The 16675-nt window shown below is 65.9% G+C and carries 13 protein-coding genes; 1 reads left to right on the forward strand and 12 read right to left on the reverse strand.

The features are described from left to right. Positions 1–5 precede the first annotated feature (5 nt). The 11 genes from mmsA to AC4D14_RS12440 all read right to left on the reverse strand — a co-directional run bounded on the left by mmsA (position 6) and on the right by AC4D14_RS12440 (position 14344). Positions 6–1535, reverse strand: coding sequence for a multiple monosaccharide ABC transporter ATP-binding protein (mmsA, locus tag AC4D14_RS12390; RefSeq protein ID WP_490902715.1), 1530 nt, complete (start codon positions 1533–1535; stop codon positions 6–8). Positions 1536–1612: 77 nt separating this feature from the next. Continuing rightward, on the reverse strand, positions 1613–2731 hold the full coding sequence (chvE, locus tag AC4D14_RS12395; RefSeq protein WP_490902716.1) for a multiple monosaccharide ABC transporter substrate-binding protein: 1119 nt from the start codon (positions 2729–2731) through the stop codon (positions 1613–1615). 53 nt (positions 2732–2784) lie between these two features. Next, the gene (gene araA, locus AC4D14_RS12400; RefSeq protein WP_490902717.1) at positions 2785–4299 is read right to left on the reverse strand and encodes an L-arabinose isomerase; all 1515 of its coding nucleotides are present in this window, start codon (positions 4297–4299) and stop codon (positions 2785–2787) included. Next, complete coding sequence (locus AC4D14_RS12405) at positions 4299–5024, reverse strand: L-ribulose-5-phosphate 4-epimerase (RefSeq protein WP_490902718.1); 726 nt, start codon at positions 5022–5024, stop codon at positions 4299–4301. The genes araA and AC4D14_RS12405 overlap by 1 nt, the downstream gene beginning before the upstream one ends. Then, entirely contained in the window at positions 5021–6736 is a 1716-nt protein-coding gene (gene araB, locus AC4D14_RS12410; RefSeq protein WP_490903303.1) for a ribulokinase, read from the reverse strand. Before araB ends, AC4D14_RS12405 begins: the two co-directional genes overlap by 4 nt. Positions 6737–7017: 281 nt before the next feature. Then, positions 7018–8073 carry a LacI family DNA-binding transcriptional regulator gene (locus AC4D14_RS12415; RefSeq protein WP_490902721.1) on the reverse strand — a complete coding sequence of 352 codons (1056 nt, stop codon included), beginning with the start codon at positions 8071–8073 and terminating at the stop codon, positions 7018–7020. 82 nt (positions 8074–8155) lie between these two features. Then, the gene (gene arfA / locus AC4D14_RS12420) at positions 8156–9670 is read right to left on the reverse strand and encodes an arabinosylfuranosidase ArfA (protein ID WP_490902724.1); all 1515 of its coding nucleotides are present in this window, start codon (positions 9668–9670) and stop codon (positions 8156–8158) included. Between the two features lie 83 nt (positions 9671–9753). Further along, complete coding sequence (locus AC4D14_RS12425) at positions 9754–10677, reverse strand: carbohydrate ABC transporter permease (protein WP_490902726.1); 924 nt, start codon at positions 10675–10677, stop codon at positions 9754–9756. After that, a complete protein-coding gene (locus AC4D14_RS12430) occupies positions 10678–11622 on the reverse strand; it encodes a carbohydrate ABC transporter permease (protein WP_490902731.1) in 945 nt (314 codons plus the stop codon). 80 nt (positions 11623–11702) lie between these two features. After that, positions 11703–13043 (reverse strand): ABC transporter substrate-binding protein, encoded by a 1341-nt coding sequence (locus AC4D14_RS12435; protein WP_490902732.1) that lies wholly within the window; start codon positions 13041–13043, stop codon positions 11703–11705. Positions 13044–13333: 290 nt separating this feature from the next. Continuing rightward, positions 13334–14344 (reverse strand): LacI family DNA-binding transcriptional regulator, encoded by a 1011-nt coding sequence (locus AC4D14_RS12440; protein ID WP_490902733.1) that lies wholly within the window; start codon positions 14342–14344, stop codon positions 13334–13336. 182 nt (positions 14345–14526) lie between these two features. Between AC4D14_RS12440 and AC4D14_RS12445 the strand changes: the two genes are divergently transcribed. Continuing rightward, a complete protein-coding gene (locus AC4D14_RS12445; RefSeq protein ID WP_490903304.1) occupies positions 14527–15810 on the forward strand; it encodes an FAD-binding protein in 1284 nt (427 codons plus the stop codon). Between the two features lie 5 nt (positions 15811–15815). Here AC4D14_RS12445 and AC4D14_RS12450 read toward each other — a convergent pair whose 3' ends face one another. Further along, a complete protein-coding gene (locus AC4D14_RS12450; RefSeq protein ID WP_490902734.1) occupies positions 15816–16622 on the reverse strand; it encodes a carbon-nitrogen hydrolase family protein in 807 nt (268 codons plus the stop codon). Positions 16623–16675 lie beyond the last annotated feature (53 nt).

Genomic DNA, 16675 nt, shown 5'->3' on the forward strand with positions numbered 1-16675 from the left:
GGGATTCAGTCCTTTTCCTTGGTCATGTGCTGCATGAGAAGCTCGGGCGTAGCCTCACCGATCGGAATTTCGGCTGTAATCGAGCCCTCCGCGAGGGTGTAGATGCGGTCGCAGATGCCGAGCAGTTCCGGCAGCTCCGAGGAGATGACGATCACCGCTTTCCCTTCGGCGGCAAGCGAGTTGATGATCGTATAGATTTCGTACTTGGCGCCCACGTCGATGCCGCGCGTCGGCTCGTCGAGGATGAGCACATCGGGGTTGGCGAACATCCACTTGGAGAGCACGACCTTCTGCTGGTTTCCCCCGGAAAGCTTCCCCGTCACTGCTGTGACCGATGGGGCCTTGATATTCATGGAGGTCCGGTAGCCGCCGGCGACGACCGCCTCCTGTCCGCCGTCCACCCAGCCGCGCTTGGCGAGCTTGCCCAGGGCGGCGCCTGAGATATTGCGCTTGATGTCGTCGAGGAGGTTCAGCCCGTACCGCTTGCGGTCTTCGGTGGCATAGGCGATGCCGTGGCGTATCGCGTCGCTGACGGTCTTGGCGGAGATCTGCCGGCCGTCCTTGTAGAGCTTTCCGGAGATGTTCGAGCCGTAGCTGCGCCCGAAGATGCTCATTGCGAGTTCGGTGCGGCCGGCTCCCATGAGCCCGGCGATTCCGACGATTTCACCGGCCCGGACGCTGAGGTTGGCGTTGTCGACAACAACCCGGGAGTGCTCCTGGGGGTGGTGCACCGTCCAGTCCTCGACACGAAGGATTTCGGCCCCGATCGAGGGGGTGCGCTCGGGGTAACGGTTCTTCAACTCACGCCCCACCATTCCCTTGATGATCCGGTCCTCGGTGACCGAGCCGTCGTGGAGGCTGAGCGTCTCGATGGTCCTGCCGTCGCGCAGGATCGTCACGGAGTCGGCGATCGAGCGGATCTCGTTGAGCTTGTGGCTGATGATGATGCAGGTGATGCCCTCGTCGCGCAGCCCCTTCACGAGCCCGAGCAGGTGTGCGGAGTCCTCGTCATTGAGTGCGGCCGTCGGTTCATCGAGGATGAGCAGCTTGACGTTCTTGGACAGCGCCTTGGCGATCTCGACAAGCTGCTGCTTGCCGACGCCGATGTCCCCGGCCCGCACCACGGGGTTGAGCGTCAGCCCGACCCGGCGGAGCAGCCTGGCGGCCTCGACGTTCGTTTCGTTCCAGTTGATGAAGCCGCGGCTGGAGCGCTCGTTGCCGAGGAAGATGTTCTCGGCAACGGAGAGGAACGGGGAGAGCGCGAGTTCCTGGTGGATGATGACGATTCCGCTTCTTTCGCTGTCCTTGATGTCCTTGAAGGAGACCGCTTCGCCGTCGAAGCTGATGTCGCCGTCGTAGGTGCCATGCGGGTAGACACCGGAGAGCACCTTCATGAGGGTCGATTTGCCTGCGCCGTTTTCGCCGCAGATCGCGTGGACCTCCCCCCGCGCAACGGCGAGGTTCACGTCGGAGAGCGCCTTGACCCCAGGAAATGTCTTGGTGATCCGTCGCATCTCAAGAATGTGCTCGGTCATTGAGCGTCCTTTGAAAGTTGGAGTGTGCAACGTGCTGGAGCTCGGGCCGGGCGGCGCTGCCGCCCGGCCCGGATTCCTTACTTCAGGTCGTCTTCGGTGTAGTAGCCGGTCTCGACGAGGCTCTTCTCGTAGTTGTCGACTGTGACGATCTCCGACTCGAGCAGGTAGGAGGGAACGATCTTTTCCCCGTTGTCGTAGGTCTCCTTGTCGTTGACCTCCGGCTCCTCGCCCTTCATCAGGGAATCGACCATCGTGACGGCGCGCTTGCCGAGCTCACGGACGTCCTTGAAGATCGTGGAGTACTGCTCGCCGGCGATGATCGACTTGACCGAGCCGACCTCGGCGTCCTGGCCCGTGACGACGGGAAGGTCGTCGGCGGAGTACCCGCCTGAGGTCAGGGCGGAGATGATGCCGATGGAGAGGCCGTCGTAGGGCGAAAGGACGCCGTCAAGGCGCTTGCCGCCGCCGACGGTCAGGAGGTCCTCCATACGGTCCTGGGCGGTGTCGGGGAGCCAGCGCAGGATCGCGGCCTGCTCGAAGTCGGTCTGGCCGCTGGGAACCGTCAGCACGCCGCTGTCGAGGTGGGGCTGCAGGACCTCCATTGCGCCGTCCCAGAAGAACGTCGCGTTGTTGTCGTCGGGGCTTCCGGCGAACAGTTCGATGTTGAAGGGTCCCTTCTCGCCGGTTTCCTTGCCGTTTTCATCGAGCACGCCGAGCCCGGTGAGCAGCGAGGTGGCCTGCTGGACGCCGACCTCGAAGTTGTCGAACGTCGTGTAATAGTCGACGGTGTCGGAGCCGTTGATCAGGCGGTCATAGGCGATGACCGGGATGTCCTGGGATTCGGCGGTGTCGAGGACGCTCGTGAGGGTGGTGCCGTCGATCGAAGCGATGACGAGGGCCTTCGCTCCGCCGTTGATCATGTTCTCGATCTGGGAGACCTGGGTGGGGATGTCGTCGTTGGCGTACTGGAGGTCGACCTCGTAGCCGAGTTCCTCGAGCTGGCTCTTAACGTTCTCGCCGTCGGCGATCCAGCGCTCGGACTGCTGCGTAGGCATCGCGACGCCGATCTTGGCGCCTTCGTTCGAGCCTTCGCCGCCTTCTGCTCCGGCGTCGGCTCCGCGGCTGCCGCCGCAGGCACTCAGGCTGAGTGCGAGCACGCCGGCTGCGGCGACGCCCTTGAGGAAGTTCTTGTTCACTAGGTTTACCTTTCGTCGGTCCGGGCGCCATCGCCCAGGGGTTGCTGAGTTGATTACAGTTTTGAGGCGAGCCGGTAGTAGGCCGCGTTCCAACGCAGTTCGCGCTGGAACTCCCGGAGTGTCGTCGAGTCGTCGATCCGCAGGAGTTCGGTTTCGGCGATGACCGCGAAGTCCTCGAAGACATCGAGGCCGACGGCCGTGCTGAGCACCGTGTGGTGGGCGGCGCCGGCGCTGAGCCAGGCCGCCGCGGAGGTCGCGAGGTCCGGTGCGGGTTTCCAGACGGCCCGGGCCACCGGGAGGTTCGGCAGCGGCGCGTCAGGGGGGACGACGTCGACGGCGTTGGCGGTGAGCCGGAAGCGGTCGCGCATGTCGGAGAGGGCGACGACGACGCCGGGTCCGGAGTCGGTGTCGAACACAAGGCGGACGGGGTCTTCGCGGCCGCCGATGCCGAGGGCGTGCACTTCGAGCGAGGGCCGCGCCGTGGTCAGTGTGGGGCAGATCTCGAGCATGTGCGCGCCGAGGATCTTCTCCTCCCCCGGAACGAGGTGGTAGGTGTAGTCCTCCATGAGTGAGGCGCCGCCGGGCAGGCCCGCACCCATCACCTTGGCGGCACGCACCAGGACGGCGGTCTTCCAGTCCCCCTCGGCGCCGAACCCGTAGCCCTTGGCCATGAGCCGCTGAACGGCGAGGCCGGGAAGCTGCCGCAGGCCCCCGAGGTCCTCGAAGCTCGTCGTGAACGCACCGAAGCCGCCGGCCTCGAGGAAGGAGGTCAGTCCCAGTTCGAGGCGGGCGCCGTAGCGCAGCGACTCGTGGCGGTCGCCGCCGCGCCGCAGTTCGGGTGCGACGTCGTAGCTTTCCCCGTATTCGGCGACGAGGTCGTCGATGAGGTGCTCGGGCTGGGCGTCGACAACCTCAACGAGGTCGTTGACGCCCCAGGTGTTGATCGAGACGCCGAAGCGCAGCTCTGCCTCGGTCTTGTCGCCCTCCGTCACGGCGACATTGCGCATGTTGTCGCCGAAGCGGGCAACCTTCAGCTCGTGAACGGCGGCCCAGCCGGCGCACGCGCGCTGCCAGCTCGAGACCTGGCCGGTGACGGCCGGGTTGGTGACGTGTCCGACGACCGTCTTGCGCGGGACGCCCAGCCGCGACTGGATGTACCCGAACTCGCGGTCGCCGTGGGCGGCCTGGTTAAGGTTCATGAAGTCGAAGTCGATCTCGGCCCAGGGCAGGGCGACGTTGATCTGGGTGTGAAGATGGAGCAGTGGCTTACGCAGGGCATCGAGGCCCGCGATCCACATCTTGGCGGGGCTGAAGGTGTGCATCCAGGCAATGACGCCGATGGCGTTGTCGGCGGCGTTGACCTCGAGGGCCATCCTGCGGATCGAGTCGGAGTCCTTCAGGGTCGGTTTCCACACGATGTTCACCGGAAGACCCGAGTCGTTGAGGATCTTGACGATCTCCTGGGACTGCGTCTCCACCTGGGCGAGGGTTTCGTCGCCGTAGAGGTCCTGGCTGCCGGTGAGGAACCAGACTTCGTAGGTGTCGAGGGTAGTGCTGAGGGGGGCCATCAGTTAGCTCCTGCTGGGGTTGAGGGTGGCGCAACGGGCTGGCCGTAGACCTTCTGGTAGCGGTCGAAGAGCGAATCGACGTGGGTTTCTGCTATCGCCGCCGGTTCCCCGAGCTGGCGGGAGAGATGCACGGTGCGGGCGACGTCCTCGAGCATGACGGCGGCCTTGACGGCGTCGCGGGCGTCCTTGCCGATCGTGAAGGGGCCGTGGTTCTTCATCAGCACGGCCCGGGACCGGTGCCCGGCGAGGGTCTCGACGATGCCCCTGCCGATGGAGTCGTCCCCAATGACGGCGAAGGGGCCGACGGGCACCTCTCCCCCGAATTCATCGGCCATTGCGGTAAGCACGCAGGGGATTGATTCCCCGCGGGCCGCCCAGGCCGTGGCGTAGGTGGAATGGGTGTGGACAACCCCGCCGACCTCGGGCAGGTGGCGGTAGACGTAGGCGTGGGCTGCCGTATCGCTGGAAGGCGAGCGCTCGCAGCCGGGGGTTCCCTGGACGACAGTGCCGTCGAGGGTGCACAGGATCTGGTTCTCGGCGCACAGCTCGTCGTAGCCGACGCCGCTGGGCTTGATGACGAAGAGGTCAGCCCCGGGCACCCGGCCCGAAACGTTGCCGCCGGTCCAGACGACGAGCCCGTAGCGCACCAGTTCTGCGTGCAGGTCGGCGACTTCCTGCCGCGTCCGCGCGATTGCCGCTTCGAGCGCCGGCGAGAATCCGCTCATGCCGACACCGCCTGGGTTGAAGAGGCCGCAGGGGCTGGAGAAGCAGAGCGGGCGGAGCGGCGCATCGCCTTGAGCCGGCGCATGACGTTGTTGCCGCCACGGCCGAAGTAGTCGTGGAGCTCCCGGTACTCGTTGTAAAGGGCCGTGTAGGCCTCGGCCCGGCCGGGATCGGGGGTAAACGCAGCGCGCTGCAGGCGCCCCATCGCCTTCGCCGCGGCGGAGATGTCCGGGTACTCCCCCGCGGCGACTGCCGCGTGGATGGCCGAGCCGAGCGCCGGTCCCTGGGAGCTGCCGATCACCGAGATGGGCATGTTGAGCACATCGGCGTAGGTCTGCATCAGGAAGGAGTTCCGGATCAGCCCGCCGGCCGCGACGAATTCGGTGACCGGGACGCCCGAGTCGTTGAAGGCCTCGACGATCCGCCGGGTCCCGAAGGCCGTCGATTCAAGGAGCGCACGGTACACCTCGTGAGGCGCAGTGGCGAGGGTCAGCCCGACAACCAGGCCGGAGAGCTCGTGGTCAACGAGGACGGAGCGGTTGCCTGAGTGCCAGTCGAGTGCAATCAGCCCGGAGGCGCCGACGGGTTCGTGCCGCGCCTGTTCGGTCAGGAACTCGTGGACGCTCAGTCCCAGCCGCGCCGCCTCGGCGGTGATTCCGGCCGGAACCTGGTTGGCGACGAACCAGGCGAAGATGTCGCCCACCCCGGACTGCCCTGCCTCGTAGCCGTAAAGCCCCTCGACGATCCCGCCGTCGACGACGCCGCACATCCCGGGCACCTCCCGGAGCGTTTCGGCGTTCATGACGTGGCAGGTGGAGGTCCCCATGATGGCGACCATCTGGCCGGGGTCGGTGGCCTGCGCCGCGGGTGCCGTGACGTGGGCGTCGACATTGCCAACGGCGACGGCGATTCCCGCGGGCAGCCCGGTCCACCCGGCTGCTTCCTCGGAGAGAGTGCCTGCGGCGGAGGCGAGGGCACCGATGGGGTGCTCCACCTTGTCCTCGGCGAAGGATTCAAACTCGGGGTTGAGGCCGGCAAGGAACCCGCGGGTCGGGTACGCTCCGTCCTGCAGGATGCCCTTGTACCCGGCGGTGCAGGCGTTGCGGACGTAGCGGCCGGTGAGCTGCCAGACTATCCAGTCGGCGGCTTCAACCCAGTGATCCATGCGGGAGTAGAGCTCCGGGTCTTCCTCAAGGAGCTGCAGTCCCTTGGCGAATTCCCATTCGCTTGAGATCAGTCCGCCGTAGCGCGGCAGCCAGGCCTCGTTGCGCTGCCGGGCCAGCTCGTTGATGCGGTCGGCCTGACCCTGGGCGGCGTGGTGTTTCCACAGTTTCACGTAGGCGTGCGGGCGCTCGGCGTAGCCGGGAAGCTCGTTGAGCGGTGTGCCGTCGGCCGTTGTTGGAACCATGGTGCAGGCCGTGAAGTCGGTTCCCACCCCCACGACGTCCTGGGGGGAGATGCCTGCGTCGCGCACCGCGGCGGGCACGGCGCTGCGGAGCACCTCTACATAGTCCGAGGGGACCTGCAGGGCCCACTCGGGCGGGAGTGCCTCCCCCGTTGCCGCAAGGACCGAGTCCATGACGGCGTGCGGGTACTCGGTGACCGCTGAGCCGACCTCGGCGCCGTCACTGACCCGCACCACAACGGCGCGGCCGGAAAGCGTTCCATAGTCGATGCCGATGACGTACTTGGTGTTGGTGTCCTGCGCTCGCAGGGAACCCGAGGGACGGGGCGCCGGATGCTCGACGGCGGGAAGGGTTGGGAACGCTTCACTCACGGAGAAACCTCATTGTCTTTCGGGTGGTACTTGTGGATGAGGGACAAATCAACCGTCCGCCGTCGTTAATGTGAACGGTCACATCCACTGTGCGTGCCACGATACACGCACGCTGCGGGGACGGGTTGAAACTATTGAATAACGATTTGGTTACAGAAAGTCGGGCGGGACGGGGGTGGGTGCGCCGCTGATCAGGCCAAGCCGGTCAACCCGTGTGATCAACCGGCTTGGTTGGACGGGCTGTCAGCTGGTGGTGCCGTGGAGCTGCGGATGATCAGTTCCGGGGCAACATCCCCCTGCGGCGGCGAGGGCTCCTCGCCCAGCAGTCCCAGCAGGGCTGCAACACAGCGCCGCCCCAGCTCGGGGAAGTCCTGGCGCACCGTTGTGAGCGGCGGAAGGTAGTGGGCCGCTTCGGGAATGTCGTCGAACCCGACAACGCTCACGTCTAGCGGAACTTGAAGCCCGGCCTCCGAGAGCGCATGGACGAGCCCCAGCGCCATCTGGTCGTTCGAGGAGAACACGGCACTGAAGCCGCGGGCCTGGACCAGGTCTTTTCCAATGCGGTACCCGGACTCGGCGGTCCAGTCGCCCTCCGGGGCCTCCCGCTCAGGCATGTTCCAGGCGGCCATTTCCTCCCGGTAGCCCTGGAGCCTCGCAGCGGATTCCACCCAACCGTCCGGTCCGGCCAGATGAAGGATGCCGCGGTGCCCCAGTTCCAGCAGGTGGCGTGTTGCAAGGCGCGCCCCGGCCAGCTGGTCCACGGAAAGGCGGTGGTCCTCCATCCGCCCCGTCGAGTGCACTGTGACAAAGGGCAGCCGGATCGAGAGGTCCTCGATGACCTCGAGGGACTGCGACTGGGGAGCAAGGATGACAAGGCCCTCCACTGCGTGGTCCATGAGGCGGTCAAGCGCCGCGACGATTGAGCTGCGGTCCGTCCGCTCAAGGTTGGCGATATCCACCGAGTACCCGGCGTCGGCCGCGGCTGCCTCGATCGCCTGAAGGCTTGCCGCCGGTCCATACTCGACACCGTGCGAGACGAGCACACCGAGGATCCGGGATTTGCTTGTCACGAGGGCGCGCGCCGCCCGGTTGGGCCGGAACGAAAGCTGCTCCATCGCCTCGACCACGCGCTGGCGGGTTTCCTCCCGCAGGCTCGGATGACCGTTGATGACCCGGGAGACAGTCTGATGGGAGACCCCCGCGGCACGGGCGACGTCGCGGATATTCGCCCCGCGCTGCGGCCGCACAGCTCCCCCGGAATTATTTCCCGTCATTGCGGAAACGCTACTGCACGCCGGCGGTGCGGAGCACCCCCGGGACCGGCCCCCGGGGGCCGGTCCGCGGAAAAGGCGGCCGTCATTTCGCGAGGGACAGTGCGGTCCAGGACACCGGCGGCAGCGTCACTGTGATCGTGTCGCCTGAGACGGAGGCGCTGGTGTTGGGACTCAGCCCCACCCGCTCCGGCTCCTGAAGCGTGTTGGACGCATAGAAGTCCTTATCCGCGAGGGTCTGCGCCTCGACAAGGCGGAGCACCCCGAGGCCCGCTGCGTCGATCGTCACAGTGGCTTCCTCGGTCTGCGACCGGTTCACCAGGAAGACAGCGGCCGTTCCGGCGTCGGCGTCGTGCGTTGCGACGGCGTCGACGAGCGGGACGGTGCCATAGACGGCCGTGTCGTAGGTCCCGGTGTCGAGCTTGACCTCGAGCACCGCCCCCTGCGCCAACCGCGAGGTGAGGGCGAAGGGGTAGAAGGTGGTCTGGCGCCAGGCGGGGCCGCCGGGTTCGGTCATGATGGGCGCAATGACGTTGACCAGCTGGGCAAGGGACGCCGAGGTGACGCGGTCGGCGTGCTTGAGCAGGGAGATCATCAGGTTGCCGAACACCACCGCGTCCGCGACGGAGTAGCGGTCCTCAAGCAGCCGTGGCGCCACCGGCCAGTTGTCGATGCCCTCGATCTTGTCGACGCCGTGGAAGCGCTCGATGTACCAGACGTTCCATTCGTCAAAGGAGATGTTGATGGTCTTGGCGCTGCCGCGGACCGCCTTGACGTGGTCCGCCGTGGCGACGACGGCATCGATGAAGTGGTCCATGTCGACGGCCGATGCAAGGAAGGAGCCGAGGTCGCCGTTCTTCTCCTCGTAGTAGGCGTGGCAGGAGATGTAGTCGACGTCGTCGTAGGTGTGGGCGAGGACCGTGCGCTCCCACTCCCCAAACGTGGGCATGGCTGCACTTGAGGAGCCGCAGGCGACGAGCTCCACCGAAGGATCGAGCTGCCGCATGGCCTTGGCTGTCTGGGAGGCGAGCTTGCCGTAGTCCTCGGCCGACCGGTGGCCAAGCTGCCAGGGGCCGTCCATCTCGTTGCCGAGGCACCACATCTTCACCCCGAAGGGATCCGCCTTGCCGTTGCCCATCCGCTGGTCGGCGAGCGCCGTGCCCTTGTCGATGTTCGAGTACTCGAGGAGGTCGAGTGCCTCAAGGGTGCCGCGGGTTCCGAGGTTCACTGCGAGCATGAGTTCGCTTCCGACCTTTTCGAGCCAGGAGGAGAATTCATGGAGGCCAACCTGGTTCGTCTCGGTTGAATGCCAGGCGAGGTCGAGCCGGGTGGGGCGGTCCTCCCGGGGGCCGACGCTGTCCTCCCAGCGGAAACCCGAAACGAAGTTCCCGCCCGGGTAGCGTATCGCGGAAACCCCGAGCTCCTGGACGAGGGCGATGACGTCCTCCCGGAAGCCCTCGGAGTCGGCTGCGGGGTGGCCGGGCTCGTAGATGCCGTCATAGACGCAGCGGCCGAGGTGCTCCACGAAGGACCCGAAGAGGCGGCGGTTGATGGGTCCGACCGTGAAGTGCGGATCGAGGGTGAGGCGTGCGGTGTTCATTGGGTCCCTTTCGGGGTCGGTGGACCGGCGGGCCGGCCGCGGATCGAAGGCAGGAAGTGGCGGGGTACGCCGGGGCGGAGCGGTTACTTCAATGAGCCGAGCGAGAGGCCGCCCTGCCAGTACTTCTGGAGGGAGAGGAAGGCGATGATGAGCGGCAGGATGGAGATGAAGGCGCCCGTGACGATGAGGTTCCAGACCTGTTCTCCGCCGGCGCCGGCATTCGACAGCGCCTGCCAGTTGTTGAGGCCCACTGTGACGGGCAGCAGCAGCGGGTCGCTGAGCACTGCCAGCGGAAGGAAGAAGTTGTTCCAGGTGCCCACGACCGAGAGCAGGAGCACCGTCACGATGGCCGGGCGGAGCAGCGGCAGCGAGACCTGGAAGAAGGTCCGCAGTTCGCCTGCCCCGTCGACGCGGGCGGCGTCGAGGAGTTCGTCGGCGATTGCCTCCTGGGTGTAGACCCTCATGAGGTAGACGCCGAAGGGGCTGAGCAGGGACGGCAGGATGACGGCCCAGATGGTGTTGATCAGGCCGATCTCGCTGAGCAGGACGAAGGTGGGAATCACGAGCGCCGTCATGGGAACCATCACCGCCCCCAGCAGGAGCGCGAAGAAGGCGTTCCTGCCGCGGAAGCGGTACTTCGCGAAACCGTAGCCGGCGAGAACCGAAAGGACCGTGGCTCCCACCCCGCCGGAGATGGCGTAGAGGAACGAGTTGCCCAGCCAGCGCCAGTAGATTCCGTCCTGGTGCTGGAAGAGCCCGGCAATATTGTCGAAGAGGTTGAAGCTGTCATCGAACCAGAGCGGCCCGCCGCTGCCGGTGAAGAGCCCTGCGGTGTCCTTGGTGCTTGCCACGGTCAGCCACCAGAGCGGGGTGATGAAGTAGATCACGAGGATCAGCAGGAAGATGTGGGAGCCGATCCGGCGCCCGCCGGTCCGGCCGGCCCGCACCGAACGGGTGCGGCGCACATCCTCGTCGGGCGCTGCGGGGGTTGAGGTTACCAGTGCCATTTATTTCAGTCCGCTCTGCTTGCGGGTCAGGAAGAGGAAGAAGTAGGAGCCGATGAACACCACGATGCCGAGTGCGAAGGAGATTGCGGAGGCGTAGTTGAACTGGCTGTAGGAGAAGGCCAGCGAGTAGGCGTACATGTTGGGTGTGTAGGACACCGGGATGGCTCCCTGCGCCACGGCCCGAAGGACCTGGGGCTCGGTGAAGAACTGGAGGGTTCCAATGAGGGCGAAGATCAGCACCATCACCATCGATGAGGCGATCATCGGGACCTTGACGCGCAGTGCGATCTGCAGGCCCGTTGCGCCGTCGAGCACCGCGGCCTCGTAGATGCCCGGGTCGATCCCCCGGAGCGCCGCGTAGATGATGATCATGTAGTACCCGGCCCACTGCCAGGTCACGATGTTCACAAGCGATGCGAAGATGCTGCCCTGTGCCAGGAAGTCCGGGGAGTTAAGCCCGAAGATCGCGAACAGATCCCCCGCCGGCCCGAAGCGCGGGCTGTAGAGGAAACCCCACATCAGCGCGCCGATCACTACGGGAATCGCATAGGGGACGAAGATCAGCAGCCGGGAGAATTTCGATGCCCGCGTCGCCAGGTTGTCGAGGACGAGGGCGGCGGCAAGGGCGATGAGCATCTGCGCCGGAATCATGATCAGCGCGAATTTCCCAACCCGCAGGAGGCCGTCAAGGAAAATCGGATCCGTGAAGGCCTTGGCGTAGTTGTCGAACCAGACGAAGTTGGTGCCGGTGGCCAGCGTGCTGGTCATCAGGCTCATGCGGAAGGCATAAAGCAGGGGCAGGATCAGGAAGGTGAGGAAGACGACGGCGAAGGGGGCAACGAACAGCCAGCCCCAGCGCTGGCGTCGGCGGTCTTTGAGGTCGGGGCGGGTTTTCCGGGGGGTGCTCGGCGGACTGGCCGTGACGGGCGCGGTTGTAGTAGCCATTGTCGGGGAATCCTTAGGGTTGGGCCGTACTGGGGAGGCGTCCTGCCGCCGGAGCGAGCGGCGGCAGGACGCCGGTCCTGCTACTTGAGGGTGAAGCCCTGTTCCTTGGCGTACTGCTCGAGGCTTGCCTGGAGGTCGTCAAGCGCCTTGCTGCCGTCCTTCTCGCCCTGCACCATCGAGTAGAGCTGTTCGGTCAGCTGGTCATAGGCGTAGTTCTGGAACGGGCTGAACGTTGCGCCTTCGTAGCCGGCCGCAGCCTCAAGGAAGACGTCCTCGTTGACCTTTTGTCCGCCGAAGAAGGGGTATTCGGTCTGGGCGAACCCCTCCGATTCGAGGACCGGGGTGTAGGAGGGGAACAGCGCGCTTTCCTCGACGCCGATCTTCCACGCCTCGTCCGTTCCAAGGATTTCCTTGGCGACCTTCGCCGAAAGCTCCTTGTCCTTCGCCTGGCTCGTCACGGCGAAGGTCGATCCGCCCCAGTTGACCTGGACCGGGTTCGAGGCATCCCACTGCGGCAGCGGTGCCGCACGCCAGATGGCGTCCTTGTCGGCATCGGAGAGGCCCTGCAGGTAGCCCGGGCCCCAGGCAGCCGCCAGGTACACGGCGTAGGTGCCGTCGACGAGGCTGGTGTTGTAGTCGGCTGTGAAGGCGTCATCGGTGGTGACGAGGCCCTTCTTCGCGAGGCCGTCCCAGTACTCAAGGACCTCCTTGGAGCCTTCGTCGTTGACGTTGATCCCGATTTCGGTGGGTTTTGCCGAGTCGTACTCGAAGGGCACCGACCCGTTCTGGGCGAACAGTGCCTGGCTGAAGGCCCGGCCGTTCGTCGGGAAGTTCGTCAGGACGCCCTCGCCGCCGGCGTCCTTCAGCTGCTGGGCGGCGACGGCGAATTCGTCCCAGGTTTTCGGAACGGCGATGCCGTACTTCTCAAAGAGGTCCTGGCGGTAGATCATGCCCATAGGGCCGCCGTCGACGGGGATCGCGTACACAGCGTCCCCGCTCGAGACGTCCTTCCACGCACCCTCGGTGTAGTTGCCCTTGACCTCGTCCGCGCCGTACTCCGAAAGGTCGACTAGGGCATCCCGAATGGAGAAGCTCGAGAGCACCTCGGATTCGAGCATGATGACATCCGGCGCCCCGGACCCCGATTCGATGGACGTTGAGAATTTGGTGTATTCGTCGTTTCCCTGGCCGGCGTTGGTCCAGCACACCTGGACGTCGTCGTTGCTCTCGTTGAAGGAATCCACGATCTGCTCGAAGGCCGGGTACCAGGCCCAGACAGTCACCTGCGGAGCCTCTTTGTTGACGATGGTGTTGGTGCAGGACGCCTTGGCTGCGGAATCTCCGCCACCTGATGAGCATCCGGTCAGTGCAAGTGCAGCGGCGGCGGCAATGCCGGCCGCTGAAAGGATTGAGGCTTTCATGTCGTGTGCTTCCTCTCGCGGTTCTCAGCCACCGTGGCCTCGTCGAACGCGAGGAGCCAGGATGCTGCGGGGAGGAGGATTAGCCCGGGAAGCAGCTGGATTCCAGCGCCCGTTCGAATCTCCCTTGATTCGGCCCATTTCCACCTGTGCCCTCCCGCCGTTTTCGGCGGGGAACCAGCTGTCGGCTCCGATTTACATCGTTATAGGTAAACGATGTAGAAGAAGCATGCCGAGGAAGTGTCACCGCTGTCAAGAGGTACTCCACAATTGATTCCGCCGCGTCCCGGGAGTCAGGATCCCGTGGATTCCCTCTCCACCACACGGAACTGGGCCTGGATCTCCCGCGGCGCGGTGCCGCCGCGCGGGTCGGCGATCCTCTCGATGAGGACCTTCACCGCGGTGTCGGCGATTTCAGCCCTGCCAGGGTCGATCGTGGAAAGGGTGGGCAGCGAATACTGGGCTTCATCGAGATCGTCGAACCCGATGACCGCAACATCCTCGGGAATGCGGCGTCCGCTTTCCTGAAGCACACGCATCGCCCCCAGCGCCAGCGTGTCATTGAGGCCGAAAACCGCGTCGAAGTCCACCCCTGTGGCGAGCAGTTCACGCATGGCTGTGGCACCGTTTGCCCGGTGCCACAGCGTCGTGTGGGCGATCAGGGCCGGGTCATAGTCCACCCCTGCCTCCTCGAGCGCATTGCGGTAACCCTGCAGCCGCAGTCCCGCCGAACCGATCACCTCGCCCTCGTGCGCGCCCACGACGGCGATCCGCCGCCTGCCCTTGGAGATCAGGTGCGCCGTGGCCGCGGAAGCCGCCTCAATGTTGCGCATTGTGACGTGGTCGGTCGGCCCTCCGAAGATGCGCTCCCCCAGCAGTACAAGCGGGAACCCGACGGAAAGGCTTCCGGCGTCCTCATTCGACATCCCCAGCGGACTGAAAAGAAGCCCGTCGGTCAGCTGCAGCCTCGGGCTCGCCAGGAGTTCGAGCTCACGATCACGGTCGCCTCCCGTTTGCTCGATCAGCACCTTGAGCCCCCGGGCTTCCGCGGCCTGGATGACGGAGTCCGCGAGCTCGGCGAAGTAGGAGAGGGAGAGCTCAGGCACGGCGAGGCCGAGGACGCCGGTCTTGCCCGAGCGAAGGCTGCGGGCCGACTGGTTGGGGCTGTAATTCAACAGTTCCACGGCATCGAGGACGCGCTGCTTTGTGTCGGGACGGATGTGGGGATAGTCGTTCATGACGTTCGAGACGGTCTTGATCGAGACGCCTGCGGCCTGTGCAACATCGCGGATTGTTGCCGCCATTCGGACTCCTTTGAGGCGGCCGGCCTGATGCCGGCGGATGATTAGTCCGAATTCTATAACGTTGTAGGAACCGGCAAATGACCCTAGAGTGGTCCCTCTGGACGGGCCGCCGCGAAAGCCGAGGCCCTCAACCCCAGGGACTCGCCCTGGCGGCGACGCGCGATCAGCAAGGACGGCATGTGATTACCCAAGAATCAGAGACCGAGCGCAACTGGGCTGGGAACCTCACCTATCGGCAGGCCTGCATCGAGCGCCCCGAGAGCATTGCAGCCCTTCAGGCAGTTGTCGCAGGCGCTTCGTCGGTACGGGCGCTGGGCAGCCGGCACTCCTTCAACGACATTGCCGACACCTCCGGCACGCTCGTCTGCCTTGAGGACCTGGCCGTTGAGACCGAGGTGGATCCCGGACGGCGGACGGTCACTGTGGGCGCGGGTACGCGGTACGGCGAGCTCGCGGCGGAGCTCCAGCGCTCGGGCTACGCGCTGCACAACCTTGCGTCCCTGCCCCACATCTCCGTTGCCGGAGCGGTGGCCACCGCCACCCACGGCTCAGGCAACGGCAACGGAAACCTCGCAACGGCCGTGGCCGCCATCGAACTGGTCACCGCCTCCGGCGACCTCGTGACGGTCCGGCGCGGTGAGCCGGACTTCAACGGCATGGTGGTGAACCTCGGGGCGCTTGGCGTGATGACCCGCATCACCCTCGACATCGAACCGAGCTTCAGCGTCCGCCAGGATGTCTACACCGGCCTGCCCTGGGCACACGTCCTTTCCAACCTGGCCGAGGTCACCGGGAGCGCCTACAGTGTGAGCCTCTTCACCGACTGGCGGTCGGAGACGATTGCCCAGGCCTGGCTGAAGACCCGGACCGAAGATGCGGGTCCGGCACCCAAGGACTTCCACGGCGGAGTCCCTGCCGCCGGGCCGCTGCACCCGGTTCCGGGGATGTCTCCGGTGAACTGCACCGAACAGGGCGGCGTGCCCGGGCCCTGGTCCGACCGCCTTGCCCATTTTCGGCTCGCCTTCACCCCAAGCAGCGGTGAGGAGCTGCAGTCCGAGTATCTGGTCGGCACCGAACACGCTGCCGGTGCGATCGAGGCCGTCCGCGCGCTTTCACACCGGATTGCGCCGCTGCTCCAGGTTTCGGAGATCCGCACCATGGCCGCCGACGACCTGTGGCTGAGCAGCAACTACGGCCGGGCGGGCATCGGGATCCACTTCACCTGGAAACCCCTCCAGGCGGAGGTGGAGGCTCTGCTGCCGGAGCTTGAGGCAAGCCTCGCCCGGTTCGGGGCGCGGCCCCACTGGGGCAAGCTGTTCGGCCCCCATGCCGGGGACCTCGATCGGCTGTACCCGCGGCTTGCCGATTTCCGCACGCTCGCCGAGGCCTGGGATCCGCACGGCAAGTTCCGCAACGACTTCCTGGACCGCACGGTCTTCGCCGACGCCGCCCGATCGGCAGGCTGAGCGGGCTATTGCGCGTCGACGATTTCGGCGTTGTGAGCGAAACGGCGGTTCTTGAGCACCGGCAGGAACTCCCGGACGTCGTCCACGCGCCGCCGGGTGACCTCCGTTGTGACAACGGCACGCTCTTCGTCGTCGAGGTAGACGTGGGGAATGCCCATCGGGTCAAGGATTGCCGAGTGGCCGATCGTGTGCCCGCTCGAGGTTCCCGCCGCCGCGATCCACACAGTGTTCTCGATGGCGCGCGCCTTGAGCAGCGCCTCCCAGTGCTCAACCTTGTGGTCTCCCTTGAACCACGCGGCGGGAACGCACAGGAGGTCGGCGCCGGCGTCGACGAGCGCACGCGCCTGCTCGGGAAAGCGGATGTCGTAACAGGTCATCAGCCCCACGGTCATCCCGCCGACGGGCACGACGGCGATGCCGCCGTCGCCGGGCTTGATCCGCGTCGACTCCTTGTAGCTGAACGCATCGTAGAGGTGGAGCTTGCGGTAGGTGTCGGCGATCCTGCCCGTTTCATCGATCAGGACGAGGGTGTTGAACGGGCGGTCCTCGCCGCTGGGTTCGTACCCGCCGGCCACCACCGCCAGACCCAGTTCGGCCGCGAGGAATGAAAGCTTCTGGACGAAGGAGCTCCAGTTCGCCTCGACAGCGTCGCGCACTGGACCCTCGACCTTGCCGATGGAGAACATCGACTCCTCGGGGAACACGATCAGCGAGGACCCCTCGCTCTTGGCCTGCTCCGCGAGCCCGCGCATCACCCCAAGGTTCGCCTGGGCGTCGCCGCCCGGCCGGAACTGCCCCACGCTGACTTTCATGAACCCCGCCTCCGAGTAGCTGCTCCTCACCCAAGCCTACAGACTGCGCGCAG

The sequence above is a fragment of the Arthrobacter sp. TJ-254 genome (assembly GCF_058269175.1).

Bases quoted from the DNA above. Each gene is read 5' to 3' on its own strand.
- mmsA (WP_490902715.1), bottom strand. From the start codon at position 1,535: ATGACCGAGCACATTCTTGAGATGCGACGGATCACCAAGACATTTCCT.
- araA (WP_490902717.1), bottom strand. From the start codon at position 4,299: ATGGCCCCCCTCAGCACTACCCTCGACACCTACGAAGTCTGGTTCCTC.
- AC4D14_RS12405 (WP_490902718.1), bottom strand. From the start codon at position 5,024: ATGAGCGGATTCTCGCCGGCGCTCGAAGCGGCAATCGCGCGGACGCGG.
- AC4D14_RS12415 (WP_490902721.1), bottom strand. From the start codon at position 8,073: ATGACGGGAAATAATTCCGGGGGAGCTGTGCGGCCGCAGCGCGGGGCG.
- arfA (WP_490902724.1), bottom strand. From the start codon at position 9,670: ATGAACACCGCACGCCTCACCCTCGATCCGCACTTCACGGTCGGACCC.
- AC4D14_RS12425 (WP_490902726.1), bottom strand. From the start codon at position 10,677: ATGGCACTGGTAACCTCAACCCCCGCAGCGCCCGACGAGGATGTGCGC.
- AC4D14_RS12430 (WP_490902731.1), bottom strand. From the start codon at position 11,622: ATGGCTACTACAACCGCGCCCGTCACGGCCAGTCCGCCGAGCACCCCC.
- AC4D14_RS12435 (WP_490902732.1), bottom strand. From the start codon at position 13,043: ATGAAAGCCTCAATCCTTTCAGCGGCCGGCATTGCCGCCGCCGCTGCA.
- AC4D14_RS12440 (WP_490902733.1), bottom strand. From the start codon at position 14,344: ATGGCGGCAACAATCCGCGATGTTGCACAGGCCGCAGGCGTCTCGATC.
- AC4D14_RS12450 (WP_490902734.1), bottom strand. From the start codon at position 16,622: ATGAAAGTCAGCGTGGGGCAGTTCCGGCCGGGCGGCGACGCCCAGGCG.